Genomic DNA, 25,596 nt, shown 5'->3' with positions numbered 1-25,596 from the left:
GGCGATTATCCTCGTAGGGTCGCGGTTAAACCTTTCAGGCTGGCGTACTGCTGGGCAAATTCGAGCAGCGCAGGCGCATCAAGCGGTTTATCCGGTGCGTTGTAGGGTTGACTGAGTAAGTGGTATTTGTTGATGCCCAACGTGTGGTAGGGCAAAAAATGGATCTCATCGACGTGAAGCTCGTCGGCAGCAAAATCGGTAATGGCCTGAATAGCGGCTTCGTCAGCGTTGAACCCCTGAATCAGGGGGACGCGGATAACCATTTTTTTACCGGCGGCGGCCAGTTTTTTCAGATTTTCCAGTACGCGAGAGGCGCTGCCATCGGTCCACTGTTTAAACGGCGCGTCGGCGACATGTTTTAAATCGGCCAGGAACAGGTCGACGTCAGGTAATGACGGTTCAATATACTTCCACGGGACATGCAGACAGGTTTCAACCGCTGTATGAATACCTGCATCGTGGCTGGCTTTGAGCAGCGCTGCCGCCAGTTCTGGCTGCATAAAGGGTTCACCGCCAGACAGGGTGAGACCCCCGCCGCTGCGATCGTAAAACGGTTTATCACGCACTACGGTCGCCATGATGTCGTCCACGCTTTTTTCCTCTCCGCAGACGGTCAGCGCCTGGGTTGGACAGCAGTGGGTCAGCGCCGTGAGCGCATCATCGGTCAGTTTTTCGCGATGAATCAGCAATCCGCTCAGCGCGCGTTCAATCACCTTCGGTGCGGCCTGAGCACAGAGATCGCAACCGTCGAGGCACAAACGTGCGTCATAGAGCAGATCCTGCGTGCGGGCGCGGCTTTCCGGATTCTGGCACCACCGACAGCCCAGTGAGCATCCCTTAAGGAACACCACAGTACGGATACCGGGACCATCATGTGTGGAATAGCGCTGGATATTGAAAATCATAAGCGGCCTCTCGTCTTTCGTATAAAGATTAAATTACTTTCGAATGAAAGTTATATTGACGTACGTCAACTAACCGTGAGGTTTCGCCGTGCTACCTTTTATTCATGCTAATTATTCGTTTGAGGAAAGGTTATGGAACTCTATTTAGATACGTCTGACGTTGACGCGGTAAAAGCTCTGGCGCGGGTTTTTCCGCTGGCAGGGGTGACCACTAACCCAAGCATTGTGGCGGCAGGTAAGCAGACGCTGGACGTGTTACTGCCGCAACTGCAGGAAGCGATGGGAGGGCAAGGACGCCTGTTTGCTCAGGTAATGGCGACCACCGCCGAAGGCATGGTCAGCGATGCGCGTAAGCTGCGGGCAATCATTGCGGATATCGTGGTCAAAGTGCCGGTCACGGCAGAAGGTCTGACGGCCATTAAATTGCTGAAAGAAGAAGGGATCCCGACGTTGGGTACCGCGGTATACGGCGCTGCTCAAGGGCTATTAGCTGCGCTTGCGGGGGCCGAATACGTTGCGCCATATGTTAACCGTGTGGATGCGCAGGGGGGGGACGGCATTCAGACGGTGACCGATCTGCAGACCTTACTGAAAATGCATGCCCCGCACGCCAAAGTACTGGCCGCCAGTTTTAAAACGCCGCGTCAGGCGCTGGATTGCCTGCTGGCAGGCTGCGAGTCCATCACGCTGCCGCTGGATGTCGCTCAGCAGATGATTAGCTCTCCGGCCGTTGATGCTGCCGTAGCGAAGTTCGAGCACGACTGGCAGAGCGCATTTGGACGCACTTCTCTGTAAGTCTGTTTTGCCGGATGGCGGCTGACACCTTATCCGGCCTACACAATGCGCTGTTGTAGGCCTGATTGGAGGCATTAGCCTCGCCCTCTGGCAATAGTGTGGTGCCGACGATTTCTCTGCTAACTCCCGCAGACCTCACAGGTGGGATTGCGCATCAGCTTCATTTCGCGAAACTGGCAGGTCATGGCGTCGTACATGACGATTTTTCCTGACGCCGGTTTACCGTAGTTAGCCAGCAGCTTAATGGCTTCCATCGCCTGTAACGAGCCGATCACGCCGATCAGCGGGGCCATCACTCCGGCCTCTACGCAGGTCAGGGCGTTTTCACCGAACAGACGGCTCAGGCAACGGTAGCAGGGCTCTCCTTCCTGGTAGGTAAATACGGTAATTTGTCCTTCCATGCGAATTGCCGCACCAGAAACCAGCGGAACCCTGGCGGCGAAGCATCCGGCATTCAACTGATTGCGGATGCTGACATTATCCGTACAGTCCAGCACCAAATCGTGTTCGGTAATAAGCGTGTGAATCTCGCTCTCGTCCAGCAGCGCATTCACCGGCGTAATGGCGATATAAGGGTTAATCCGCGCCAGTGCGTCGCGGGCGGATAGCACTTTTGGCTGTCCAACGGTCGCATCGCTGTGCAGCGTCTGGCGCTGGAGGTTCGACACGGAGACTGTGTCAAAGTCGAGCAAGGTTAAATGCCCGACGCCAGCGCCTGCAAGGTACTGAGTTGCTGCGCATCCCAGTCCCCCCACACCAACGACCAGTACCCGCGCCTCCTTGAGCGCTTCCTGACCTTCGAAATCGAAGCCGCGCAGAATGATTTGCCGGTTATAGCGCATCATCTCCTGGTCGCTGAGTTCTGCCATTACAGGCCTCCAAACAGTGCGTTAAACGGCTCGACCTCAACCCATTCGCCGGCTTCGACGTTACCACGATCGCGCTCCAGCACGATAAAACAGTTACCCTGGCTAAAAGAGCTAAAAATATGCGAGCCCTGGTGCCCGGTAGTGGTGACTTCCAGTTCGCCTTCAGCGGTACGCTGCAATACACCGCGCTGAAAATCCAGACGGCCAGGTGTTTTCTTCAGGCGTGAGGCGGTGCGCACGCGCTGGCGAGGCGGTAGTCCACAGGCGGTGTTGCCGCTCAGTTTCGCCAGGAGCGGTTGTACCAGTTGATAGAAGGTGAGGGCCGCAGACACTGGATTACCCGGCAGACCGCAAAACCAGCTGTTGCTCAGTTTGCCAAACGCGAACGGTTTGCCCGGTTTGATAGCCAGCTTCCAGAAGGCAATTTCTCCCAGCTCTTCCAGAATAGTTTTAGTGTAATCCGCTTCGCCTACTGAAACGCCGCCGGAACTGATGACGACATCGGCCTGGCTGTCGGCTTCGATAAACGCGGCACGAAGCGCGTTGGGATCGTCGCGAATAATCCCCAGGTTGATCACTTCGCAGCCCAACTGTTGCAGCATCAGGTGAACGGTCAGACGGTTAGTGTCATAAATCTGCCCGTCTCCCAGCGGCTGACCTGGTAACTGCAGTTCATCACCGGTAGAGAACAGCGCCACGCGGACTTTGCGTACAACGGGAGCATCGGCAACACCGAGCGAAGCCAGAACGGGAAGCTCGCCGGTTGTCAGGCGAGTCCCGGCGGGAAACACCACCGCGCCGTTTGCAATATCTTCACCGCGCAGACGAATATTTTGCCCGCGGCGGACTTCGGCGGTAAAACGCACCCCGTCGTCAGTTTGTTCCGTTTGCTCCTGCATCACCACCGCTTCACAACCAGCAGGCACTGGGGCGCCGGTCATAATACGGATGCAGGTTCCCGCAGGCCACTCGCCATGGAAAGGCTGACCGGCAAAGGCTTTACCCGCCACCGCAAGCGGCTGATCAGATTGTAAATCGGCTAATCGTACCGCATAGCCATCCATTGCTGAGTTATCGAATCCCGGTACATCAATGGGGGAGACAACGTCGGTGGCCAGAATGCGGCCAAAGCATTGAACCAGCGGCAGCGTTTCGACGGCGGTGAGCGGGGTAATACGCGAAAGCATCTGAGAGAGAGCCGTTTCAAGCGGCATCAGTCCGGCGGTAAATTCCATGAGAAGACTCCTGCGGGGCAAAATCGAATTTGCTCATTATGTCAGAAAATGGACGCGGGCAGTATGCTACCTCAGGCTTAGAATCAGATCTGGTAAAGGTTTTGTGCCAGGGATAGCGCTGCAGGAAGAATGCAGTATAGACTCAATATTTCCGCTCATTTTTCCCTGGGGGCTAAATGGCTAATATTATTCCAGACGCAATTCGACGACAGGTGGAGGCCGCCAGTGCGTGCATCCGTCAGATTTTCGAGGGGAATCTCATTGCCCTTCATTTGTATGGCTCTGCGGTTGAAGGCGGCTTAAAACCCCAAAGCGACATTGATTTATTGGTCACCCTGCGTGAACCAATAAATGCCCGACAAAGAAAAAAACTGATGCAGGATTTGCTGACCATTTCAGCGCCTCCCGGCACCTCCGGGCCATATCGTGCGCTGGAAGTGACCGTGGTTCTGCACTCGCAGATCGTGCCGTGGCGATTCCCACCGGCGAGAGAAATGCAGTTTGGCGAATGGCTGCGTGATGATATTCGCGCTGGCGTGTTTGAACCGGCAATGGTGGATGCTGATCTTTCTATTCTGCTGACCCAGGCCCGGCGCGCCAGCGTACCGCTGTTCGGTGAACCGGCTGAGATGTTATTTAACGTCATTCCGTTTAGCGATGTATTGCAAACATTTCGGCATATCCTTGAGATGTGGCAGAAACCGGCTGATTTAGAGGGGGACGAGCGTAATATCATCCTTGCTCTGGCACGTATCTGGTATAGCGTGGTTACGGGTAATATTGTCGCTAAAGATGAGGCCGCATCCTGGCTTCTGCCGCAATTACCCGCTGAGCATGCTGATTTGCTGCAAGCGGCGCGTGCCGAATATCTGGGGTTAACCAAACATAACTGGGCAGCGTGTATGCCGTCTGTAGAACGCTTTGTGTTTTATGCAAAAAAACAGATTACCGATCGGCTTGAATAATTTAGCAACAACGTCGGGAGATCTCCTTTCCGTTAAACACATCTGAATGACCTGATGAGACGGGGTGTGAGGTGCAGGCCTTTACCTTTACATGACGTCTGCATCTTTCTATATTCAAAAATCGAATCAATAAGTCACCGAAATTCTGATATTTATAACCCCCCGGTACCCGCCACCTAATGGACGAATAAAATGGGTAAAGCAGTCATTGCAATTCACGGCGGCGCAGGGGCTATCACCCGCGCGTTACTGAGCCAGGAGCAAGAATTGCGTTATATACAAGCGCTGTCGGATATCGTTGAAACCGGCCAACGGATGCTTGAAGACGGTCGTAGCGCACTGGATGTGGTCACCGAAGCCGTGCGTTTGTTGGAGGAGTGTCCGTTGTTTAATGCCGGAATTGGCGCGGTGTATACCCGTGATGAAACCCATGAACTGGACGCCTGTGTGATGGACGGTAATACGCTAAACGCGGGAGCCGTCGCCGGGGTTAGCCATCTGCGCAATCCAATTCTCGCGGCTCGCCTGGTGATGGAGCACAGCCCCCACGTCATGATGATAGGTGAAGGGGCTGAAAACTTTGCCATTGCGCAGGGTATGGAGCGCGTTTCGGCGGATATTTTCTCGACGCCAGAACGCTACGCTCAACTGCTGGCAGCGCAATCGGCGGGTGAAACGGTGCTGGATCATAGCGCGACCCCGCTGGATGAAAACAACAAAATGGGTACTGTGGGTGCGGTCGCGCTGGATATGTTTGGCAATCTGGCGGCGGCAACATCGACCGGCGGGATGACCAACAAATTACCGGGGCGGGTAGGTGACAGTCCGCTGGTCGGCGCTGGCTGCTATGCCAATAACGCAAGTGTGGCCGTTTCCTGCACCGGAACCGGTGAAGTCTTTATTCGTGCGCTGGCGGCCTATGACATTGCGGCGTTGATGGACTATGGCGGCCTGAGTTTATCGGAGGCGTGCGAACGCGTAGTAATGGAAAAATTACCGGCGCTCGGCGGTAGCGGCGGTTTAATTGCCGTCGATCACGCGGGCAACGTCGCCTTGCCGTTTAACAGCGAAGGCATGTACCGTGCCTGGGGATATGCAGGCGATACGCCAACCACCGGTATTTATCGGGAAAAAGGAGATACCGTTGCCACACAGTGATGAGCTTGACGCCAGCGACGTGCTGGCAGTCAGCAACCTGAACATTGTCTTTGAGCAGGAGCAGCAGCGCATCAGTGCGGTGCGTAATCTGTCATTTCGCCTGAAGCGTGGTGAAACGCTGGCGATAGTGGGCGAATCCGGTTCAGGAAAGTCGGTAACAGCCTTGTCGCTGATGCGTTTGATTGAACAGTCAGGCGGCGAGGTGAGCTGCGATGAAATGCTCCTTCGACGCCGTAACCGACAGGTTATTGAGCTGGGTGAACAGAGCGCGTCGCGGATGCGTCACGTGCGTGGCGCAGATATCGCCATGATCTTCCAGGAGCCCATGACATCGCTTAATCCGGTATTTACCGTGGGTGAGCAGATTGCTGAGTCAATCCGTTTGCATCAGGGGGCCAGCCACGAAGAGGCGATGGTGGAAGCGAAACGGATGCTCGACCAGGTGCGTATCCCCGAGGCGAAGGCTATTTTATCGCGCTATCCGCACCAGCTTTCTGGCGGCATGCGCCAGCGGGTAATGATCGCTATGGCGCTATCGTGTCGCCCTGCGGTTTTAATTGCCGATGAGCCGACTACCGCGCTGGATGTCACTATTCAGGCACAGATCCTGCAACTGATAAAAGTGTTGCAGCAGGATATGTCGATGGGAGTGATCTTTATTACCCACGATATGGGCGTCGTGGCGGATATTGCCGATCGCGTGCTGGTGATGTATCAGGGCGAGGCGGTAGAAACCGGCAGCGTTGAGCAGATTTTTCACGCTCCCCAGCATCCTTACACCAAAGCGCTGCTGGCAGCCGTGCCGCAGCTTGGGGCGATGACCGGACAAGCGTACCCGCGCCGGTTTCCACTCATTTCGTTACACGATCCCAGCCATGTAGAACCACAGACTGAACAGGATACCGTGGTTGAAGGCGAGCCTATTTTGCAGGTACGTAATCTGGTGACGCGTTTTCCGCTGCGCAGCGGCATTCTTAATCGGGTGACCCGCGAGGTGCATGCGGTGGAAAACGTTAGCTTTGACCTGTGGCCCGGAGAGACGCTCTCGCTGGTGGGGGAGTCGGGCTGCGGGAAATCCACCACCGGTCGGGCGCTGCTACGTCTGGTCGAGTCTCAGCGCGGGGAGATTGTTTTCAACGGACAGCGTATCGATACCCTGGCCGCCAGTAAGCTACAGCCGCTGCGTCGGGATATTCAATTTATCTTTCAGGACCCCTATGCTTCGCTCGATCCGCGTCAGACCGTGGGATATTCCATTTTAGAACCGCTGCGGGTGCATGGGCTACTGCAAGGCGATGCGGCGGCAAAACGAGTTGCATGGCTGCTGGAACGCGTAGGATTGCTCCCTGAGCATGCCTGGCGCTATCCGCATGAGTTTTCCGGTGGTCAGCGTCAGCGTATCTGTATTGCCCGGGCGCTGGCGCTCAATCCCAAGGTGATTATTGCCGATGAGTCAGTCTCGGCGCTGGATGTCTCAATTCGCGGGCAAATTATCAACCTGTTGCTCGACCTCCAACGAGAAATGGGGATTGCGTACCTGTTTATTTCCCACGATATGGCGGTGGTGGAGCGGATCAGTCATCGGGTGGCGGTGATGTACCTTGGGCAAATCGTCGAGATCGGCACCCGACGCGCGGTGTTTGAAAATCCGCAGCATCCGTACACCCGCAAACTGATGGCGGCAGTCCCGGTCGCCGATCCCTCACATCACCGGCCCCAGCGCGTGCTGTTGTCGGATGATATCCCCAGTAATATCCGCAAACGCGGTGAAGAGATTTCCCCCGTTTCACTCCAGCAAGTTGGCCCGGGGCATTATGTTGCGCGTCCGCAACCAGAAAATGCGCTTTCGCGTTTATAACAGGCAGGCAGGGTTTAAGGAGAATAACATGACAAAAATTGTTGCTCGAAAATGGCTGGTTGCTGTGGGAGTGGCCTCTGCGCTGGCCGCCACACCTGGCTGGGCCGCCAAAGATGTAGTAGTGGCGGTAGGATCCAATTTCACCACCCTCGATCCCTACGACGCAAACGACACGTTGTCGCAGGCGGTAGCGAAGTCCTTTTACCAGGGGCTGTTTGGCCTTGATAAAGAGATGAAGCTGAAAAATGTGCTGGCGGAGAGTTATACGGTTTCTGATGATGGCCTGACTTATACCCTTAAGCTGCGACAGGGTGTGAAGTTTCAGGACGGCACCGACTTCAACGCCGATGCGGTTAAAGCTAACCTCGACCGGGCCAGCAACCCGGAAAACCATCTGAAACGCTACAACCTGTATAAGAATATCGATAAAACCGAGGTCGTCGATCCGTCGACGGTGAAGATAACGCTGAAGCAGCCGTTCTCTGCATTTATCAATATTCTGGCGCACCCGGCTACGGCGATGATCTCTCCCGCCGCGCTGGAGAAATACGGCAAGGAGATCGGTTTTCATCCCGTGGGGACCGGGCGGTATCAGCTTGAGACCTGGAATCAGACGGATTTTGTAAAGGTTAAGAAGTTCGCGGGTTACTGGCAGCAAGGGCTGCCAAAGCTGGATACGATTACCTGGCGTCCGGTGACCGACAACAACACGCGTGCGGCAATGCTGCAGACCGGGGAAGCGCAGTTTGCCTTCCCGATCCCTTACGAACAGGCGGCGCTACTGGCGAAGAATAAAAACCTGGAACTGGTGGCTAGTCCGTCTATTATGCAGCGTTACATCAGCATGAACGTCACGCAAAAACCGTTCGATAACCCGAAGGTGCGTGAAGCGCTGAATTATGCCATCAACCGTCAGGCGCTGGTGAAAGTGGCGTTTGCCGGTTACGCGACGCCAGCAACCGGCGTTCTCCCTCCGTCGATCGCCTATGCGCAAAGCTATACGCCATGGCCATACGACCCGGCAAAAGCGCGCGAACTGCTGAAAGAAGCGGGTTATCCGAACGGTTTTACCACCACGCTATGGTCTTCTCATAACCATAGTACCGCGCAAAAAGTGCTGCAATTTACCCAGCAGCAACTGGCGCAGGTGGGCGTTAAGGCTCAGGTGACGGCGATGGATGCCGGTCAGCGCGCGGCGCAAGTCGAAGGTAAAGCGCAGAAAGAGAGCGGGGTACGCATGTTCTACACCGGCTGGTCTGCCTCTACGGGTGAAGCAGACTGGGCGCTGTCACCGCTGTTTGCATCTCAAAACTGGCCGCCAACGCTGTTTAATACGGCGTTCTACAGCAATAAGCAGGTGGACAGTGATTTAGCGGCAGCGTTGCAAACCAACGATCCGGCCCAGAAAGCGAAGCTGTACAAGGATGCGCAGGATATTATCTGGAAAGAGTCGCCGTGGATCCCACTGGTAGTGGAACAACTGATTTCGGCGCACAACACCAGATTGACCGGGTTCTGGATCATGCCGGATACCGGATTTAGCTTTGATGATGCGGATTTAAAATAAGCTATTCATCCGGCCCCGCCACACAGGGGCCGGCGAAGGGAGTGTGATGCTTAACTATGTTTTCAAGCGCCTGCTGGGGTTGATTCCAACTCTGTTGATTGTAGCGGTGCTGGTATTTTTATTTGTTCACCTGCTACCCGGCGATCCGGCCCGGCTGATTGCCGGACCGGAGGCTGATGCTCAGGTGATCGAACTGGTGCGTCAGCAGTTGGGTCTGGACCAGCCGCTGCATATTCAGTTCTGGCATTACATTACTAACGTGTTGCAAGGCGATTTTGGAACCTCAATGGTTTCTCGTCGCCCGGTTTCCGAAGAGATAGCCAGTCGTTTTATGCCATCGCTATGGCTGACCATTGCCAGCATGGCGTGGGCGGTGTTATTCGGCATGACGGCAGGGATCATTGCTGCTGTATGGCGTAATCGTTGGCCGGACAGATTGAGTATGACGCTCGCCGTCACCGGGATCTCTTTCCCGGCGTTTGCGCTCGGCATGCTGCTCATGCAGATATTCTCCGTTGAGCTTGGCTGGTTGCCCACCGTTGGCGCTGATACCTGGCGGCACTATATCCTCCCGTCTATTACCCTGGGTGCGGCGGTGGCTGCGGTGTTAGCCCGGTTTACCCGCGCTTCGTTTGTCGATGTGCTCAGTGAAGACTATATGCGTACCGCGCGGGCCAAAGGGGTGAGTGAAACCTGGGTGGTGTTAAAACATGGTTTGCGCAATGCGATGATCCCGGTGGTCACCATGATGGGGCTACAGTTTGGCTTTTTGCTTGGCGGCTCGATTGTGGTTGAGAAGGTGTTTAACTGGCCAGGGCTTGGGCGGCTGTTGGTGGACTCAGTCGAAATGCGCGACTACCCGGTGATTCAGGCCGAGGTGCTGTTGTTTTCTCTGGAGTTTATTCTTATTAACTTAGTGGTGGATGTGCTCTATGCCGCCATTAATCCGGCTATCAGGTACAAGTAAGGATGCGATTTTTTAACTGGCGCTGACAGGCGATTTTAAATGCGATGCCCCTTGTTAAGCCTGAGCAGATACGCACGCCGTGGCATGAATTCTGGCGTCGTTTCCGTCGCCAGCGCATGGCGATGTTAGCGGGGTTATTTGTCGTGCTGCTGATAATGGTGGCGATTTTTGCTCGCTGGTTAACGCCATTTGATGCCGAGAATTACTTCGATTATGACCGTCTGAATGACGGACCGTCGATGCTGCACTGGTTCGGCGTTGACTCGCTGGGGCGGGATATTTTTAGCCGCGTGCTGGTGGGGGCGCAAATCTCGCTGGCGGCGGGGGTCTTTGCCGTATTTATTGGCGCAGCGATTGGCACCGTGCTGGGTCTGCTGGCGGGATACTACGAAGGCTGGTGGGATCGACTGATTATGCGTATCTGCGATGTGCTGTTTGCCTTTCCGGGTATTTTGCTGGCGATAGCCGTGGTCGCCGTGCTGGGCAGCGGCATTGCAAACGTGATTATTGCCGTGGCCATTTTCTCCATTCCGGCCTTCGCGCGGCTGGTGCGCGCAAATACGCTGGTGCTAAAGCAGCAGACCTTTATTGAATCCGCGCGCAGTATTGGCGCCAGCGATGCGACCATCATCTTCAACCATATCTTGCCGGGTACGGTTTCATCGATCGTGGTCTTTTTTACCATGCGTATTGGCACGTCGATTATCTCTGCCGCGAGCCTGTCATTTCTGGGATTGGGTGCGCAGCCGCCGACCCCGGAGTGGGGGGCAATGCTCAATGAAGCCCGCGCTGATATGGTGATCGCGCCGCACGTGGCGATTTTCCCGGCGGTGGCGATATTCCTGACGGTGCTGGCGTTTAACTTACTCGGAGATGGTCTGCGCGACGCGCTGGACCCGAAAATTAAAGGATAAATCACAGGCCGGATAAGACGTAACGCTTATCCGGCCTACTGTTGGGTTGCGCTTATTTAAACGCGGGTGCCCCACAAATCGTATTCATCAGCGTTTTCGACCTTCACGCGAATGATATCGCCAGGTTTCACCTTGGTTTCGCCATTCAGGTATACCGCGCCGTCGATTTCCGGGGCGTCAGCCATGCTGCGGCCAATCGCGCCTTCTTCGTCAACTTCATCAACGATAACCAGAATTTCGCGGCCCACTTTCTCCTGCAAACGTTCAGCAGAGATTTGCTGTTGCAATTGCATAAAGCGGTTCCAGCGTTCCTCTTTCACCTCTTCCGGGATTTGGTCCGGCAGGTCATTGGCGCCAGCGCCTTCTACCGGGCTGTATTTAAAGCAGCCCACGCGGTCCAGACGCGCTTCCTTCAGGAAGTCGAGCAGCATCTGGAAGTCTTCTTCCGTTTCACCCGGGAAACCGACAATGAAGGTTGAGCGCAGCGTCAGTTCAGGGCAGATTTCACGCCACTGCTTGATACGTGCCAGTTGTCTGTCCACGGAGCCTGGGCGTTTCATCAGCTTAAGAATACGCGGGCTGGCATGCTGCAGCGGGATGTCCAGGTACGGCAGGATTTTCCCTTCCGCCATCAGTGGGATCACGTCATCAACGTGCGGGTAGGGATAGACGTAATGCAGACGAGTCCAGATCCCCAGTTTTGATAACTGCTCGCACAGATCAACCATGCTGGTTTTGACCGGCTCGCCGTTATGGAAACCGGTGCGATGCTTCACATCCACGCCGTACGCGGAAGTATCCTGAGAAATAACCAGTATCTCTTTTACGCCCGCATCCACCAGACGTTTGGCTTCGCTGAGGACATCGCCAATCGGACGGCTCACCAGATCGCCACGCATCGACGGAATAATGCAGAACGTGCAGCGGTGGTTGCAGCCTTCAGAAATTTTCAGATAGGCATAATGACGCGGAGTAAGCTTGACGCCCTGTTCAGGAACCAGGCTCAGGAACGGGTTGTGCTTTGGTTTGGGCACATAGTGGTGAACGTGCTCCAGAACCTGTTCGTAGCTATGCGGCCCGGTGATTTCCAGCACCTTCGGGTGGACTTCACGGATCTGATCGACTTTCGCGCCCAGACAGCCGGTGACGATCACCTTGCCGTTTTCGTTCAGCGCTTCGCCGATTGCTTCCAGCGACTCCTGAACCGCGCTGTCGATAAAGCCACAGGTGTTAACGATAACCATATCCGCGTCGTCGTAGCTTGGCACAACATCATAGCCTTCGGTACGAAGTTCGGTCAGGATGCGTTCAGAATCGACGAGGTTTTTCGGGCAGCCGAGGGAGACAAAGCCGATTTTCGGCTGGTGGGTTACATTGCTCATAGCGTAAAAATTGTTCAGTTATTGGAATATTCAGGGCACGGATTCTACAGAGTTCTGAATAAAAATTGTATCGCAATCTCATACCATCAGTCGCCACGCCCGGCGTGGAATTAAAGATTATTTGTAAATTGTGTTAATTTTCGGTGATGGATTGATCCTGGACACGACTTTGTTCAAAAAATGACCATACTATTAAGTTGCACCATAGTTGGAAAGAGGAGGAACAAAGTATGGTTGTTGACAGACTGAGAACCGATCTTCTCAACAAATTGATAAACGCCCGTGTCGAACTTGCCGCTTATCTGCTGTTGAGAAAAGCGAAAGGCTACATGTCAGTCAGCGAGAGCGATCGTCTGCGTGATAATTTTTTTGCACTGAATCGCGAATTGCACGAGCAATCACAGCCTCACGGTATGCATCTTGATCAGGAAGAGTGGAATGCCCTTCATCGTGCTGAAGGGGCGTTAGCCGCCGCCGCTGTTTGTCTTATGAGTGGACATCACGATTGTCCAACTTTTATCGCCGTTAACGCAGAGAAACTGGAAAACTGCCTGACAACGCTGACGCTAAGTATCCAGTGTTTGCAATCTTATTCAACGCTGGAACACGTCTGAATCAGGGGGAGGGCGCTCCCCCTTTTCGTTAAGATTATGTAAATGTGGCGGGATAATTCCCCTTGCTGGCTACGCTTTATGCAGAGCCATTAAGGAGGTGTTATGCGTCGACTCTTTCTCTGTGCTGTCCCACTTGCGCTATTTTCCTCTTATGCCGCCGCGGTAGAGGTGGAAGTGCTGCAAACGAAACTCGATCATCCGTGGTCGCTGGCGTTTTTACCCGACAATCGCGGTATGCTCATTACGCTCAAAGGCGGCCAGCTTCGACTTTGGCAGTCTGGAAAGGGGCTTTCCGACCCGCTAACCGGCGTACCCAAAGTCTGGGCGAATGGTCAGGGGGGATTGCTTGATGTGGCATTAGCACCGGATTTTAAACAATCTCGCCGGGTGTGGCTTAGCTTTGCTGAAGCTGACAGTGAAGGTAACGCCGGGACAGCGGTTGGTTACGGACGATTGAGCGACGATCTTAAACATCTGCAAGGGTTCCAGACCATTTTTCGCCAACAGCCGAAGCTCTCCAGCGGAAACCATTTTGGCGGACGTATGGTTTTTGATGGCAACGGTTATCTGTTTATTGGCCTTGGTGAAAACAATCAACGTTCTACCGCACAGGATCTGGATAAGCTGCAGGGCAAGGTCGTACGACTGACCGATGAGGGAAAAATTCCGCCGGATAATCCGTTTGTGAAGCGGGCAGGAGCACGGGCAGAGATTTGGTCATATGGTATCCGCAACCCGCAGGGGATGGCGATGAATCCCTGGAGCGATACGCTGTGGTTTAATGAGCATGGTCCACGCGGGGGCGATGAAATCAATATCCCGGAGAAAGGGAAAAACTACGGCTGGCCGCTTGCGACCTGGGGCGTTAACTACAGTGGTCTTAAAATTCCCGAAGCAAAAGGCCCAATTGTTGCTGGAACAGAGCAACCCATCTTTTACTGGGAAAAGTCACCGGCGGTCAGCGGAATGGCTTTTTATAATAGCGATACCTTCCCACAGTGGCGGCAGAAGTTATTCATTGGCGCGTTGAAAGATAAAGAAGTGATCGTGCTGAGCGTCAAAGGGAATGCCGTCACCGAAGAGGGTCGTCTGTTGCAGGAAAGGGGACAACGGATCCGTGATGTGCGCGTCGGACCAGACGGGTACTTATACGTACTAACCGACGAGTCCGACGGGGAATTACTGAAAGTGAGTCCCTGATTTAGTTAGCTGACCGGGATCATCACGACTTTTTGAAACGCCGGACGTTCGGTCAGTTGCTGATACCAGTGCTCCAGATGTGGGCGCGGGGTCCAGCTCAGGCCAACGTTGAACAGGTTATAGATAAACGGCGCAACGGCGATATCGGCAGTGCCAAATTCAGCCCCGGAGAACCATGGCTGGTCCGCCAGCGCGTTATCCAGAATAGCAAACAGATTATCGCACACCTGACTACCCGCCTCGATTGCCGCCATATCGCGTTTCTCGGCAGGGGTTCTGACCAGGCCAAACAAGATAACCCGATGCGCAGGACTTAGCGTCTGGTTTGCCCAGTCCATCCATTTTTCACCGACGGCGCGCGCGGCCGGGGCGTCAATCCACAAACGCTTTTGTCCGTACTGAGCTGCCAGATAGCGGACAATGGTATTGGATTCCCACAGAACAACGTCCGTTTCATCATCACGTAGCAGCGGGACCAGTCCGTTCGGGTTGAGTGCCAGATAGTCGGCATCGCGGTTACCGCCATGCTGTCCGCCCGCCAGAATTTGGTTATACGGCAGTTCCAGTTCCTCGAGCGTCCACAATACTTTTTTTACGTTGGTCGAGTTATTGCGACCCCACAGTGTAATCATAGTAACCCCGCAAATTAATTGAGCAGCTTTATGGCTGCTGATGCCATCTGACTAGCCCACATGGTGGGGTAAACCTAATATTTACGCAACAAAGTCTAAAAAAATCGTGCCGGGAGCAGCGCAGCGCGGTGTTATTGCATAAACTTTAAAAACTTTACCAACTTACGGTTTCTTTAAGCTCGTTAGTGCGTTATTACTCACCGCACTTATTTTACACGTCATCCATCAGACCTTTTCTGCATGGGTTGGCCAGGGTCGCCTAGCTGGTTTTGTGTAAACACGGTGTGGTATGACGTGGTTTTTTGGAATGGATACTCGGGTGGCATTTATGACGCAATACTTCTCTTCACTTCGCAGCTTTGCTGCAGGTTCTGCACTCTTAATCCTTTTGGCGCCGAGCGTACAGGCGGCGGAGCAACCAACGGCCCCACCGAGCGTCGACGCGCGCGCGTGGATCCTAATGGATTACGCCAGCGGTAAGGTACTGGCGGAAGGTAATGCTGATGAGAAACTGGATCCTGCCAGTCTGACCAAGATCATGACCAGCTATGTAGTCGGTCAGGCGCTGAAGGCCGGGAAAATTAACCTCAACGACATGGTCACTGTGGGCAAAGACGCCTGGGCGACCGGTAATCCGGCCCTGCGCGGTTCGTCGGTTATGTTCCTCAAGCCCGGCGATCAGGTTGCAGTGTCCGATCTGAACAAAGGCGTTATCATCCAGTCTGGTAACGATGCCTGTATCGCACTGGCTGATTACGTTGCCGGCAGCCAGGAATCCTTCATTGGTCTGATGAACGGCTACGCGAAAAAACTGGGGCTGACCAATACCACTTTCCAGACCGTGCATGGCCTGGATGCGGCAGGACAGTTCAGTACCGCACGTGATATGGCCCTGCTCGGGAAGGCGCTAATCCACGATGTACCGGAAGAGTACGCTATCCACAAAGAGAAAGAATTTACCTTTAATAAAATCCGCCAGCCGAACCGCAACCGTTTGTTGTGGAGCACCAACCTGAACGTGGACGGTATGAAAACCGGTACCACGGCCGGGGCAGGATACAACCTGGTTGCTTCCGCGACCCAAGGGGATATGCGCCTGATCTCTGTGGTGTTGGGGGCGAAAACCGACCGCATTCGTTTTAATGAGTCAGAAAAGTTGCTGACCTGGGGCTTCCGCTTCTTTGAAACCGTTACGCCGATTAAACCGGATGCCACTTTCGTGACGCAGCGCGTCTGGTTTGGCGATAAGAGTGAAGTTAATTTGGGCGCCGGAGAAGCGGGCTCGGTGACTATCCCGCGTGGTCAGCTCAAAAACCTGAAGGCCAGCTTTACCCTGACCGAACCACAGTTAACCGCGCCGCTGAAGAAAGGCCAGGTTGTGGGGACTATCGACTTCCAGTTGAACGGGAAATCCATCGAGCAGCGTCCACTGATGGTGATGGAGGCCGTGGAAGAGGGGGGATTCTTTAGTCGCATGTGGGACTTCGTGATGATGAAATTCCACCAGTGGTTTGGCGGCTGGTTCTCTTAATCTTAGCGTTTGCCGGATGACGCTATCGCCATCCGGCAGTATCGCTTAATACATCAGTTTGATACGTTGCGCTTTCGCGTATTCAACAAACGCCTCGTCAGGACGGCTATCGCTGACGATGGTATTAAAGCGTTTTACTTCACCCATCCGCGCAGGACGCACCTTACCAAATTTGCTGTGATCGACCACCAGCACGTGATGCTGCGCCATCGACATCGCCCAGTGTTTCACCGGTAGCTCTTCCAGGTTAAAACAGGTCGCGCCTTTCTCAATATGAACGCCAGCTGCGGAATAAAAAGCGATATCCGGGCACAGGTTGTTCAGCGTTTCCTGGAAATCAAGCGGTTTGAAAATTGCGTTGCTGGCATGGAATTCGCCACCACACAGAATGACGCGGCACTGCGGTTTTTCCTGTAGCACCAGAAACGTATTCAGCGAGTAGCAGATTGCGGTGAAAGGCAATTCATTGTCGATAGCCTCAATGATCCACGGCGTGGTGGTACCACAGTCGAAAAAGATAGTCTGGTGTGCCTGCACGAGGCTTGCCGCCATCTGGGCGGCACGGCGCTTTTCATCAACCAGTCGGGATTTTTGATCGCTGATTAAATAGTGATTGGCGCTGCGGGGTTCCAGAACAATATAGCCCCCGAGCAAGACGACGGGAGCATCGTGATTATTCAGGTCGCGACGAATGGTCATCTCAGATACGCCCAGCAGCGTCGCGGCTTCTTTGAGGTGTAATTTATCGCTGCGTTTCAGCGCCTGCAGTAATTGACCAATACGCTCGTCGCGTCGAGTTTCCATAGTTCCCCTGGAGAGTAGAATAAGTGCTCAGTATCGCGCTTAATACTACTCTTTTTACCGTGGGTTAGTCACGCACCCAGCCTTTACGGATGGGCAGAGCGAAGCAGGCGCGATAGCCATTTTGCAAGCCGAGGTACAGGGGCGTGCCAAACCGCTGCCAGATCATCTGGGCGCTCAGGCAGCCAATCAGCCCGACGAGTAATCCTCCCAGCATATCCAGCGGCCAGTGTACGCCAAGGTAGACCCGCGACCAGGCAATCGCCACAGCAACGACCATCAGCAGAGCGCCCGTCCACAGGCGATGCCAGAACAAGAAAGCCAGTGCAAAGGTAAAGATAACCGTACCGTGATCGCTCGGGAAAGAGTCATCCGCCGCATGATGCAGGAAGTTGTAACCGATGTGGTTAACAAACGGACGATCGTGAGGGAACAGATGCCCCATCAGCCATGAAATCGTCAGACCGACGATCAGCGCAATCGCCATTTTTATAACTAACTGGCGCTGGAGAGTAACCTGGGCCCGCGGCCCCCAAAGCCAAAGCACAACGGCTAATAGCGGTACGATGTTAATCAGGTCTTTGGCAATAAAAATGGCAAGCGATATCATCCATTGCGCAGAGTCCGGCGTGGCATTGATGAGATAAAAAAGTGAGTTGTTCAGATTTTCCAGCATAACGTCCAGACTCAGTGTAATCGTTAAAAAGCCCCAAGAGGGGAGAGCATAAAATTGCTTTCACGGGATAAAAAGCGGTCTTGTCTTATTTGTCTGTTAAATGACTATTTTTCAGACAATTAATGAGACTTATTGAACATGATAGCGGCCTCAACTTAAATTAACCTTAACGCAAAATGTTCCTGAGCAAATGAGTGTAAAAATGTGCGCAATTTGCTTGCAAATCACATAATTCACTATCACCAGTACGGCGCATTTATTACACTTTGCGCGATTTTCCTATAGTTAAGAGACTGCATGCAGAACCGTTTATCTTCAGGCGCCCGTTTGGGGCGTCAGGCATTACTTTTCCCTCTCTGTCTGGTGCTTTACGAATTCTCTACTTATATCGGCAACGATATGATCCAGCCCGGAATGTTGGCGGTGGTGGAGCAATATAATGCCGGATTAGATTGGGTGCCCACATCCATGACCGCCTATCTGGCTGGCGGCATGTTTTTGCAGTGGTTATTAGGACCGCTGTCGGATCGAATTGGACGTCGCCCGGTGATGTTAACCGGCGTGCTCTGGTTCATTGTGACCTGCCTTGCAACCCTGCTTGCGCAGAATATTGAGCAATTTACCTTCCTGCGTTTTTTACAAGGGATAAGCCTGTGCTTTATTGGCGCGGTGGGTTACGCCGCAATTCAGGAATCCTTTGAAGAAGCGGTGTGCATAAAAATTACCGCGCTGATGGCAAACGTAGCGTTGATTGCGCCCCTGCTGGGGCCGTTGGTCGGCGCAGCCTGGGTACATGTTCTGCCGTGGGAAGGGATGTTTATCCTGTTTGCCGCCCTGGCCGCCATCTCTTTTTTTGGTCTGCAACGCGCGATGCCGGAAACGGCAACCCGGCTTGGTGAAAAGCTGTCGATTAAAGAGCTGGGCAAAGATTATAAGCTGGTGCTGAGGAACGTGCGCTTCGTTGCAGGCGCGCTGGCATTGGGTTTTGTCAGCCTGCCGTTACTGGCGTGGATTGCGCAGTCCCCGATTATTATCATCAGCGGCGAACATCTCAGCAGTTACGAATATGGCCTGTTGCAGGTACCGATTTTTGGCGCGTTGATTGCCGGTAACCTGGTACTGGCGCGCCTGACCTCGCGAAAAACCGTACGTTCGCTGATTATCATGGGCGGCTGGCCAATCGCCGTCGGGCTGGTGATTGCCGCTGCGGCCACGGTGGTGTCATCCCATGCTTATCTATGGATGACGGCGGGTTTAAGCATCTATGCGTTTGGTATTGGCGTGGCGAATGCGGGACTGGTACGTCTGACGCTGTTTGCCAGTGAAATGAGTAAGGGCACGGTTTCTGCCGCCATGGGTATGTTGCAGATGCTGATTTTTACCGTCGGTATTGAGCTGAGCAAACACGCTTATCTGCTCGGAGGAAACGGCTTGTTCAGCCTGTTCAATCTGGCAAGCGGCGTACTGTGGGTGATTCTGATGGTTATCTTCCTGAAAGATAAACGGGTAGGGGATTCACGGGAAGGTTAAAGCCCGGTTGCCCGGGCCAGGCAAAAACTTAGTGGTGATCGTCAATCTGGTGTTCGATGATCATTCCTTCACCGACGCTTGCAACATGTCGCGCATAAGGATGTGCGCGATAGACAGGGGCCGGGGCAGGCGCCGGAGCAACATACACCGTTTGTGGCGCGGTGGTGACGCTGACCGCCTGCGGAACGCTGACGGAAGAGGGCACTACCACCACCTTATAACCGCTTGGTACATCAACGGTAACGCTTTGCGCAAATGTTGTCCCCGCAAAACCCAGCAACAATGTCGCTATCAGTACACTTTTCTTCATAATCCGCTCGTCTGAATATTCACTGGAGGTAATAATCCAGCGGGTTAATTTGAGGCGGATTATGAATAGATCATGCCATCATTTTGTTGCCGTCTGTGCTGAGGCGTTATTGCGTAAACGGTGCTTCATTCTTTAACACGCGGTCGATAATATCCAGCACGCCCTCTTCGTTGTTCGACCCTGCGCGATATTTTGCCGCCTGGATAACCGGCTCATGGGCGTTCGCCATTGCAAAACTAAATCCTGCCTGACGCAGCATCTCAATATCATTGCCGCCATCGCCAAACACAACAACCTCATCGTCGGTAATATTCCAGCGTTGTTGCAGCAGACGCAGACCGTTTGCCTTATGCACACCGGGTATAATTAAATCGATACTGCCGTAGCCGGTATGTACCGGCACCATAATGTCGCCAATCGCCTCATGGAGGTCAGCCTGCACCTGGGGGATACGATCGTCTGAAATATTTAGCCCGAACTTGAAGAAAATGTCGTTGAGGTTGTCAAAATTATCCACAAATTCAAGACGATGATAATACATGGCGGAGACCGTCTTATGCTCATCGCTGTACCGCTTCAGGGTATAGGCGCTATTTTTACCGCAGGCGATAATGTCGATGTCCGTACGGGTCAGCAGATGTTCCACGATGGCCTGGAAATCGTCTTTTGCCAGCTCGCCGTTAAAGACATCTTCCCCTTCACTGACCACCCATCCGCCGTTTTCGGCAACAAATGAGATTTCACTGGCCAGTTCAGGGAAAAAGGAGATGAGCTGGTAATACTGGTTGCCGCTGGCGACCACAAAGCGGATCCCTTGTTCTTTCATCTGGCGGTATTGCGCCATAAAGCGCTCACGATTATAGGTTTTTTGGTCGCTTAAAAATGTGCCGTCCATGTCGACTGCAATCAGTTTGATACGCATTAGCTGTTCTCCATCACAGTGGTGTTTTTGAGATCCGGTTTTGCCACCGCTTTCGCGACGATGGCGGCGACAAGCACCAGCGCCAGCACCACCAGCATAGCGCTACGCAGGCCGTAGTGTTCACCCAGGTAGCCCAGCAGCGGTGGTCCAACCAGGAATGCCAGATAGCCGGTAGTGGCGACAACGCTGACGCGGGTTGGCGCATCGGGGCCGGTGTCGCTGGCAGCCGAAATGGTCAGTGGGAAGCCCAGTGATGCGCCGAGTCCCCACAGAATAACGGAAACACCCGCCACCCAAGTGCTGTCGACAAAAATAATCAGGCTAATCCCAAGAGCCCCCATAAGCGCACTGGCGCGTACTACCGCGACGCGGCTGTAGCGGTCGATGAACCAGCCGCCGGTAAATCGTCCAACGGTCATACCCAGCGTAAATCCGGCATAAATCAGCGAGCCTGAGGTTGGGCTAAATCCATGTCCGTCCACCATCAGCAGCGGAAGCCAGTCGTTGGCGGAACCTTCAGCAAATGCCATTGCGAGCACCACGACGCCAATCAGCAATAGCTGAATATCGCGATAAAAAGGCAGCCCTTTTTCGCCGGAGTGAGACCCGTCAGCGGCATTTTTACCCGTGCCGTCAGGAATGGCTTTGATGGCGATGAAAATAGGGGTGATAGCCACCATCGCCGCCAGCAAGATATGCGCGGTCGCCGGTACGCTGAAGGCGGTAAGCATCATCCCGACTCCGGCACCCGCCAGCGTTCCCAGGCTGTAAAAACCGTGCATCATCGGCAGTACGGTTTTATTCATTTCGCGCTCAACAGCCGCACCTTCGACGTTGATGGCAACTTCTGCTGCGCCAAAGCTGGCGCCGAACACGCCCAGACCAAATGCGAAAAGCCATGCGGAATGCAGCCAGAGCGCCACGCTGAGGATTGCCATTCCGAGGACAGCGCAAGACATGGTGGTACGGATCACTTTACGCGTGCCAAATCGTTTCACCAGCCAGGCCGAACAAAGAATGCCACTCATCGAACCAATTGAGAGTCCAAACAGCACCGCGCCCATTTCGGCGGTTGAGATGGAGAGGATATCTCTGATGGCAGGGGTACGCGTTGCCCAGGAAGCCATTAATAATCCTGGTAAAAAGAAGAACGTGAACAGTGCCCAGGTGCGACGTCTTAAGGCTTTGCGTGATGAGATGCCAGTCATGAATTCGAGCCGAAGAAAAGAGGAAAGAAGACAACCTTAGCAAGGTTGTGTACATTTGTACACAAATGCAAGAAGAGGTAATGCAGTGCGACGTGCGAACGATCCGCAGCGGCGGGAAAAAATAGTTCAGGCGACTCTGGATGCGGTAATAGCCCATGGTATTCATGCGGTTACACATCGGAAGATTGCGACAATTGCTCAGGTGCCCTTGGGTTCTATGACCTATTACTTTTCGGGAATTGATGAGCTTTTAATGGAGGCGTTTGACCGTTTTACTGACAGGATGATGCTGCAGTATCAGGCTTTTTTTGCCGACGTTGCGGATGCGTCGCAGGCTTGCCATGCGATTACCGATATGATTTACAGCTCCCAGGTCACGACACCCGATAACATGGAACTCATGTATCAGTTGTATGCCTTCGCCAGCCGTAAACCGGCACTAAAAACGGTGATGCAAAACTGGATGTTACGCAGCCAACAAACGCTGGAGCAGTGGTTTGCTCCGGTTACGGCGCGGGCGCTGGATGCGTTTATTGAAGGGATGACGCTGCATTTTGTCACGGACAAAAAGCCGCTGCGGCGAGAAGATATCTTGCTGATGGTGGAGCGTATTGCGGGGTTGCCCGCAACGGTCAGTTGTGCGTAGCACCGCCGGTAATATTCACCACCGTTGCGGTGATTGCTCCGGCATGGTCTGAAGCCAGAAAGGTCATTACCTCAGCGATTTGTGCAAGCGTAGGCAGACGCCCAAGCATGGTACTTTGTGCCGCACCAGCTAACCATTGTGCGACGGTAATACCCATTGACTGCGCTTTAGCGGTAAAAATTTCCCCGGTATAGGAACCGGCCTGAACGGCATCCACAATCGCATGCGAGCGCACGCCGACGACCCGAATATTCGCCGGCCCCAGTTCGCTGGCAAGCGCTTTAATAAAGGCCTCTGTTCCCGCACAGCCAACGATGTGTCCCAGATGTCCAGGCATCGCCATCGGGGCCGCGGGCGCAACAACGGTGAGAATGACGCCCGCACGATTGCCGCCCATGTGTGGCGTTACGGCTTTTGCGATATTGAACTGCGCCGAGAGGAAAGGGGTGATACCGCTCATAAACTCAGAAAGGGATAACGCCTCGATGCGTTTGCCCTGTTCATGCATAAAGCCGGTTGCGTTAACCACCACATCTATTCCACCGGTTTGCTGCGCAAGCTGAGTAACTTGTTTTGAGGTGCCGTATTCGTCGAGTACATCGGTGACAAAGGTTTCGACGGCACCGCCCGCGGTTCGAATGCTACTGGCCGCCCAATCCAGCTTTTCCTGACTGCGCGCGCCCAGATACACATGGGCGCCTTCACGCGCCATAGCATGCGCAACTGCACTGCCTATAGCGCCGCTGCCACCGAAAATTACCGCGACTTTGCCTGCGAGTAACATAGCAACCACCTATTACCATTTAGCTCTGACTAAAAGTATGTGTCATAACCAGCATGCTGCAAATGTGAGAGAGTTTCGGGGGAGGGAGTCAGCGAACGCAAAATTCAGGCAACAAAAAACCCATCAACCTTGAACCAAAACGGCGGGGTTGATGGGCTCCACAAATTGGGGACATCAAAGAAAAGCAGTGGCAATAGTTATGACTGACGTCTTGAAGAAAAGTTCTGCTTACCTGCAAAAAATTTTCGTTTAAGAGTAAATTTCAGCGCTAACCAAGCCCAGGCCAGACAATGACGATGAGTGTCCCCGCTAATGTCAGCAGTACGTTGGCAATTGCGTATGTCCCGGCATAGCCTAATGCGGGGATGTTGCTGCGTGCCGTATCGCTGATGATTTCCATTGCCGGAGCGCAGGTACGCGCGCCCATCATGGCGCCAAAAAGCAGGGCGCGGTTCATGCGCAATACGTAAGCACCGAATAAGAAACAGATGACAACCGGCACCAGGCTGACAACCAGGCCGGCAATCAGCATTTGACCACCCACGGCGCCAAGGCCATTGCCAATGCCGCTGCCCGCGCTTAAACCGACGCCTGCCATAAATACCATCAGGCCAAACTCTTTGACCATGTTCAGCGCCCCCTGTGGGATATAGCCAAACGTTGGATGGTTGGCACGCAGGAAGCCCAGCATGATCCCAGCGAACAGCAGTCCAGCCGCATTCCCGATGCCGAAGCTGAAATTACTGAACTGGAAGGTGATCATCCCGATCATCAGACCGATGATAAAGAAGGCGCAGAAGGCCAGCAGATCGGTCACCTGACTGTGAATGGAAATGAAGCCGATACGATCGGCAATGGTTTTGACGCGGCGAGCATCCCCACTGACCTGCAGCACGTCGCCTTTATTAAGCACGACGTTATCATCGATAGGCATTTCAATCTGGCTACGGATCACGCGGTTGAGAAAACAGCCGTGATCGGTCAGCTTCAACTGGGCCAGGCGGCGGCCAACGGCATTGTGATTTTTCACCACAATCTCTTCAGTGACGATGCGCATATCGAGCAGATCGCGATCGAACACCTCTTTACCATTACGGAAGCTGGGATCGAGGCGGGCATGCGCATCCGGATAACCCACCAGGGCTATCTCATCGCCCATTTGGAGTACCGCGTCGCCATCCGGGTTGGCCAGGATGCCGTTGCGACGGATGCGTTCAATGTAACAACCGGTCTGGCGATAGATACCCAGCTCGCGCAGATTTTTGCCATCGGCCCATGCCACCAGTTCCGGGCCAACGCGATAGGCACGAATTACCGGCAGATAAACCTTACGGTTGGCATCAGTGTCCAGACCCCGTTCACGTGCGATTTGTTGGGCGCTGGTTTGCAGATCCTGATGCTGAAGTTTCGGCAGGTAGCGCGCGCCAACAATCAGACTGACCAAACCAATCAAATAGGTGAGCGCATAACCGAGGCTCAGGTTATCGAGGGCGGTTGAAAGCGATGTCCCCGACATTCCGGAATGGCGCAAGGTGTCACCCGCGCCGACCAGCACCGGCGTTGAGGTCATCGAGCCGGCCAGCATACCTGCCGTCAGGCCGATGTCCCAGCCAAATAGCTTACCCAGCCCCAGGGCGATCAGCATGGCGCTGCCGACCATCACCAGAGCAAGCATTAGATAATTTTTCCCATCGCGAAAAAAAATCGAAAAAAAGTTGGGACCGGCTTCGACGCCGACACAAAAAATAAACAGCATAAAGCCGAGATTTAATGCATCGGTGTTAATACTAAAGTGCTGTTGACCTAATAATAGGGACACCACTAAAACGCCAATGGAATTACCGAGTTGGACTGAACCCAGACGTAATTTACCCAGACACAGGCCCAGTGCCAGGACCACAAATAATAACAGGATGTAATTCCCATTTAACAAATCTGCGACGTTTATATTCACGGAGACTAACTTCTTGTTTACTAGTAAGCTATTGAAAGAAATGGCAATTTACGCTAATGTTTTTGCCAGAAATTAAGGGGCGACAGCTTCGTACACAGCCCCGAATAATGCAGCATAACAATATATGCGGTTAGTTTAATCTCATTACGTATCAACGGCTATAAGAATCGTGT

24 protein-coding genes are annotated in these 25,596 nt (G+C 53.7%); 12 read left to right on the top strand and 12 right to left on the bottom strand.

Going from position 1 to position 25,596, the window contains the following annotated elements; all coding sequences use genetic code 11:
- Positions 1-5 precede the first annotated feature (5 nt).
- Positions 6-905, bottom strand: a complete 900-nt coding sequence (locus tag OGV93_RS05300) for a glycyl-radical enzyme activating protein (protein ID WP_016152383.1) — start codon at positions 903-905, stop codon at positions 6-8.
- A gap of 132 nt (positions 906-1,037) precedes the next feature.
- On the opposite strand from OGV93_RS05300, the gene fsa reads away from it, so the two are divergent.
- Complete coding sequence (fsa, locus tag OGV93_RS05295; protein WP_019076360.1) at positions 1,038-1,700, top strand: fructose-6-phosphate aldolase; 663 nt, start codon at positions 1,038-1,040, stop codon at positions 1,698-1,700.
- 119 nt (positions 1,701-1,819) lie between these two features.
- Here fsa and moeB read toward each other — a convergent pair whose 3' ends face one another.
- A complete protein-coding gene (moeB, locus tag OGV93_RS05290) occupies positions 1,820-2,569 on the bottom strand; it encodes a molybdopterin-synthase adenylyltransferase MoeB (RefSeq protein ID WP_049282695.1) in 750 nt (249 codons plus the stop codon).
- Positions 2,569-3,804, bottom strand: coding sequence for a molybdopterin molybdotransferase MoeA (gene moeA, locus OGV93_RS05285; RefSeq protein ID WP_115190784.1), 1,236 nt, complete (start codon positions 3,802-3,804; stop codon positions 2,569-2,571). Before moeA ends, moeB begins: the two co-directional genes overlap by 1 nt.
- A gap of 176 nt (positions 3,805-3,980) precedes the next feature.
- On the opposite strand from moeA, the gene OGV93_RS05280 reads away from it, so the two are divergent.
- The 6 genes from OGV93_RS05280 to gsiD all read left to right on the top strand — a co-directional run bounded on the left by OGV93_RS05280 (position 3,981) and on the right by gsiD (position 11,233).
- Positions 3,981-4,769, top strand: coding sequence for an aminoglycoside adenylyltransferase family protein (locus tag OGV93_RS05280; RefSeq protein WP_065554864.1), 789 nt, complete (start codon positions 3,981-3,983; stop codon positions 4,767-4,769).
- 192 nt (positions 4,770-4,961) lie between these two features.
- Positions 4,962-5,927, top strand: coding sequence for a beta-aspartyl-peptidase (gene iaaA, locus OGV93_RS05275; RefSeq protein WP_287109424.1), 966 nt, complete (start codon positions 4,962-4,964; stop codon positions 5,925-5,927).
- Complete coding sequence (gene gsiA / locus OGV93_RS05270; RefSeq protein ID WP_049282698.1) at positions 5,914-7,785, top strand: glutathione ABC transporter ATP-binding protein GsiA; 1,872 nt, start codon at positions 5,914-5,916, stop codon at positions 7,783-7,785. Before iaaA ends, gsiA begins: the two co-directional genes overlap by 14 nt.
- Positions 7,786-7,813: 28 nt before the next feature.
- The gene (gsiB, locus tag OGV93_RS05265) at positions 7,814-9,352 is read left to right on the top strand and encodes a glutathione ABC transporter substrate-binding protein GsiB (protein ID WP_287109423.1); all 1,539 of its coding nucleotides are present in this window, start codon (positions 7,814-7,816) and stop codon (positions 9,350-9,352) included.
- Positions 9,353-9,398: 46 nt separating this feature from the next.
- A complete protein-coding gene (gene gsiC, locus OGV93_RS05260) occupies positions 9,399-10,319 on the top strand; it encodes a glutathione ABC transporter permease GsiC (RefSeq protein WP_287109422.1) in 921 nt (306 codons plus the stop codon).
- A 32-nt stretch (positions 10,320-10,351) separates the two neighbouring features.
- A complete protein-coding gene (gene gsiD, locus OGV93_RS05255; RefSeq protein WP_287109486.1) occupies positions 10,352-11,233 on the top strand; it encodes a glutathione ABC transporter permease GsiD in 882 nt (293 codons plus the stop codon).
- A gap of 56 nt (positions 11,234-11,289) precedes the next feature.
- Here the strand turns inward: gsiD and rimO are convergent, their stop codons facing one another.
- Positions 11,290-12,615 (bottom strand): 30S ribosomal protein S12 methylthiotransferase RimO, encoded by a 1,326-nt coding sequence (gene rimO / locus OGV93_RS05250; RefSeq protein WP_016152393.1) that lies wholly within the window; start codon positions 12,613-12,615, stop codon positions 11,290-11,292.
- A 230-nt stretch (positions 12,616-12,845) separates the two neighbouring features.
- Here rimO and bssR point away from each other — a divergent pair, with 230 nt between their 5' ends.
- Together bssR and OGV93_RS05240 are read left to right on the top strand one after the other, a co-directional pair.
- Entirely contained in the window at positions 12,846-13,229 is a 384-nt protein-coding gene (gene bssR, locus OGV93_RS05245; RefSeq protein ID WP_046274655.1) for a biofilm formation regulator BssR, read from the top strand.
- Positions 13,230-13,331: 102 nt separating this feature from the next.
- Complete coding sequence (locus tag OGV93_RS05240; protein ID WP_287109421.1) at positions 13,332-14,429, top strand: PQQ-dependent sugar dehydrogenase; 1,098 nt, start codon at positions 13,332-13,334, stop codon at positions 14,427-14,429.
- Positions 14,430-14,434: 5 nt separating this feature from the next.
- Here OGV93_RS05240 and OGV93_RS05235 read toward each other — a convergent pair whose 3' ends face one another.
- Positions 14,435-15,061 carry a glutathione S-transferase family protein gene (locus OGV93_RS05235; RefSeq protein ID WP_016152396.1) on the bottom strand — a complete coding sequence of 209 codons (627 nt, stop codon included), beginning with the start codon at positions 15,059-15,061 and terminating at the stop codon, positions 14,435-14,437.
- Between the two features lie 328 nt (positions 15,062-15,389).
- Between OGV93_RS05235 and dacC the strand changes: the two genes are divergently transcribed.
- Positions 15,390-16,592, top strand: coding sequence for a serine-type D-Ala-D-Ala carboxypeptidase (gene dacC, locus OGV93_RS05230; RefSeq protein WP_016156089.1), 1,203 nt, complete (start codon positions 15,390-15,392; stop codon positions 16,590-16,592).
- Between the two features lie 45 nt (positions 16,593-16,637).
- On the opposite strand, the gene deoR is transcribed toward dacC, so the two are convergent.
- Together deoR and ybjG are read right to left on the bottom strand one after the other, a co-directional pair.
- Positions 16,638-17,396 (bottom strand): DNA-binding transcriptional repressor DeoR, encoded by a 759-nt coding sequence (gene deoR, locus OGV93_RS05225; protein WP_019076372.1) that lies wholly within the window; start codon positions 17,394-17,396, stop codon positions 16,638-16,640.
- 64 nt (positions 17,397-17,460) lie between these two features.
- Entirely contained in the window at positions 17,461-18,069 is a 609-nt protein-coding gene (gene ybjG, locus OGV93_RS05220) for an undecaprenyl-diphosphate phosphatase (RefSeq protein WP_094168573.1), read from the bottom strand.
- 297 nt (positions 18,070-18,366) lie between these two features.
- On the opposite strand from ybjG, the gene OGV93_RS05215 reads away from it, so the two are divergent.
- The gene (locus OGV93_RS05215) at positions 18,367-19,599 is read left to right on the top strand and encodes an MFS transporter (protein WP_047501216.1); all 1,233 of its coding nucleotides are present in this window, start codon (positions 18,367-18,369) and stop codon (positions 19,597-19,599) included.
- A gap of 28 nt (positions 19,600-19,627) precedes the next feature.
- Here OGV93_RS05215 and OGV93_RS05210 read toward each other — a convergent pair whose 3' ends face one another.
- The 3 genes from OGV93_RS05210 to OGV93_RS05200 form a co-directional block, all read right to left on the bottom strand.
- Positions 19,628-19,909, bottom strand: coding sequence for a hypothetical protein (locus OGV93_RS05210; protein WP_019076373.1), 282 nt, complete (start codon positions 19,907-19,909; stop codon positions 19,628-19,630).
- A 106-nt stretch (positions 19,910-20,015) separates the two neighbouring features.
- Entirely contained in the window at positions 20,016-20,831 is an 816-nt protein-coding gene (locus OGV93_RS05205; protein WP_016156094.1) for a Cof-type HAD-IIB family hydrolase, read from the bottom strand.
- The gene (locus tag OGV93_RS05200) at positions 20,831-22,039 is read right to left on the bottom strand and encodes an MFS transporter (RefSeq protein WP_029139467.1); all 1,209 of its coding nucleotides are present in this window, start codon (positions 22,037-22,039) and stop codon (positions 20,831-20,833) included. The genes OGV93_RS05205 and OGV93_RS05200 overlap by 1 nt, the downstream gene beginning before the upstream one ends.
- An 85-nt stretch (positions 22,040-22,124) precedes the next feature.
- Between OGV93_RS05200 and OGV93_RS05195 the strand changes: the two genes are divergently transcribed.
- The gene (locus tag OGV93_RS05195) at positions 22,125-22,685 is read left to right on the top strand and encodes a TetR/AcrR family transcriptional regulator (RefSeq protein WP_029139468.1); all 561 of its coding nucleotides are present in this window, start codon (positions 22,125-22,127) and stop codon (positions 22,683-22,685) included.
- Here the strand turns inward: OGV93_RS05195 and OGV93_RS05190 are convergent.
- Positions 22,672-23,469, bottom strand: a complete 798-nt coding sequence (locus tag OGV93_RS05190; protein ID WP_046274660.1) for an SDR family NAD(P)-dependent oxidoreductase — start codon at positions 23,467-23,469, stop codon at positions 22,672-22,674. The two genes, OGV93_RS05195 and OGV93_RS05190, sit on opposite strands and share 14 nt — an antisense overlap.
- A 268-nt stretch (positions 23,470-23,737) precedes the next feature.
- Positions 23,738-25,423: an aspartate:alanine antiporter gene (locus OGV93_RS05185; RefSeq protein WP_016152406.1), complete on the bottom strand. Its 1,686-nt coding sequence runs from the start codon at positions 25,421-25,423 to the stop codon at positions 23,738-23,740.
- Between the last annotated feature and the right edge of the window lie 173 nt (positions 25,424-25,596).

It is taken from the genome of Citrobacter sp. Cb031, from assembly GCF_030336725.1.
Classification (GTDB): Bacteria; Pseudomonadota; Gammaproteobacteria; order Enterobacterales; family Enterobacteriaceae; genus Citrobacter; species Citrobacter braakii.
Note: the sequence above shows the minus strand (reverse complement) of the source record. Positions and strands in the feature narration are given on the sequence as shown.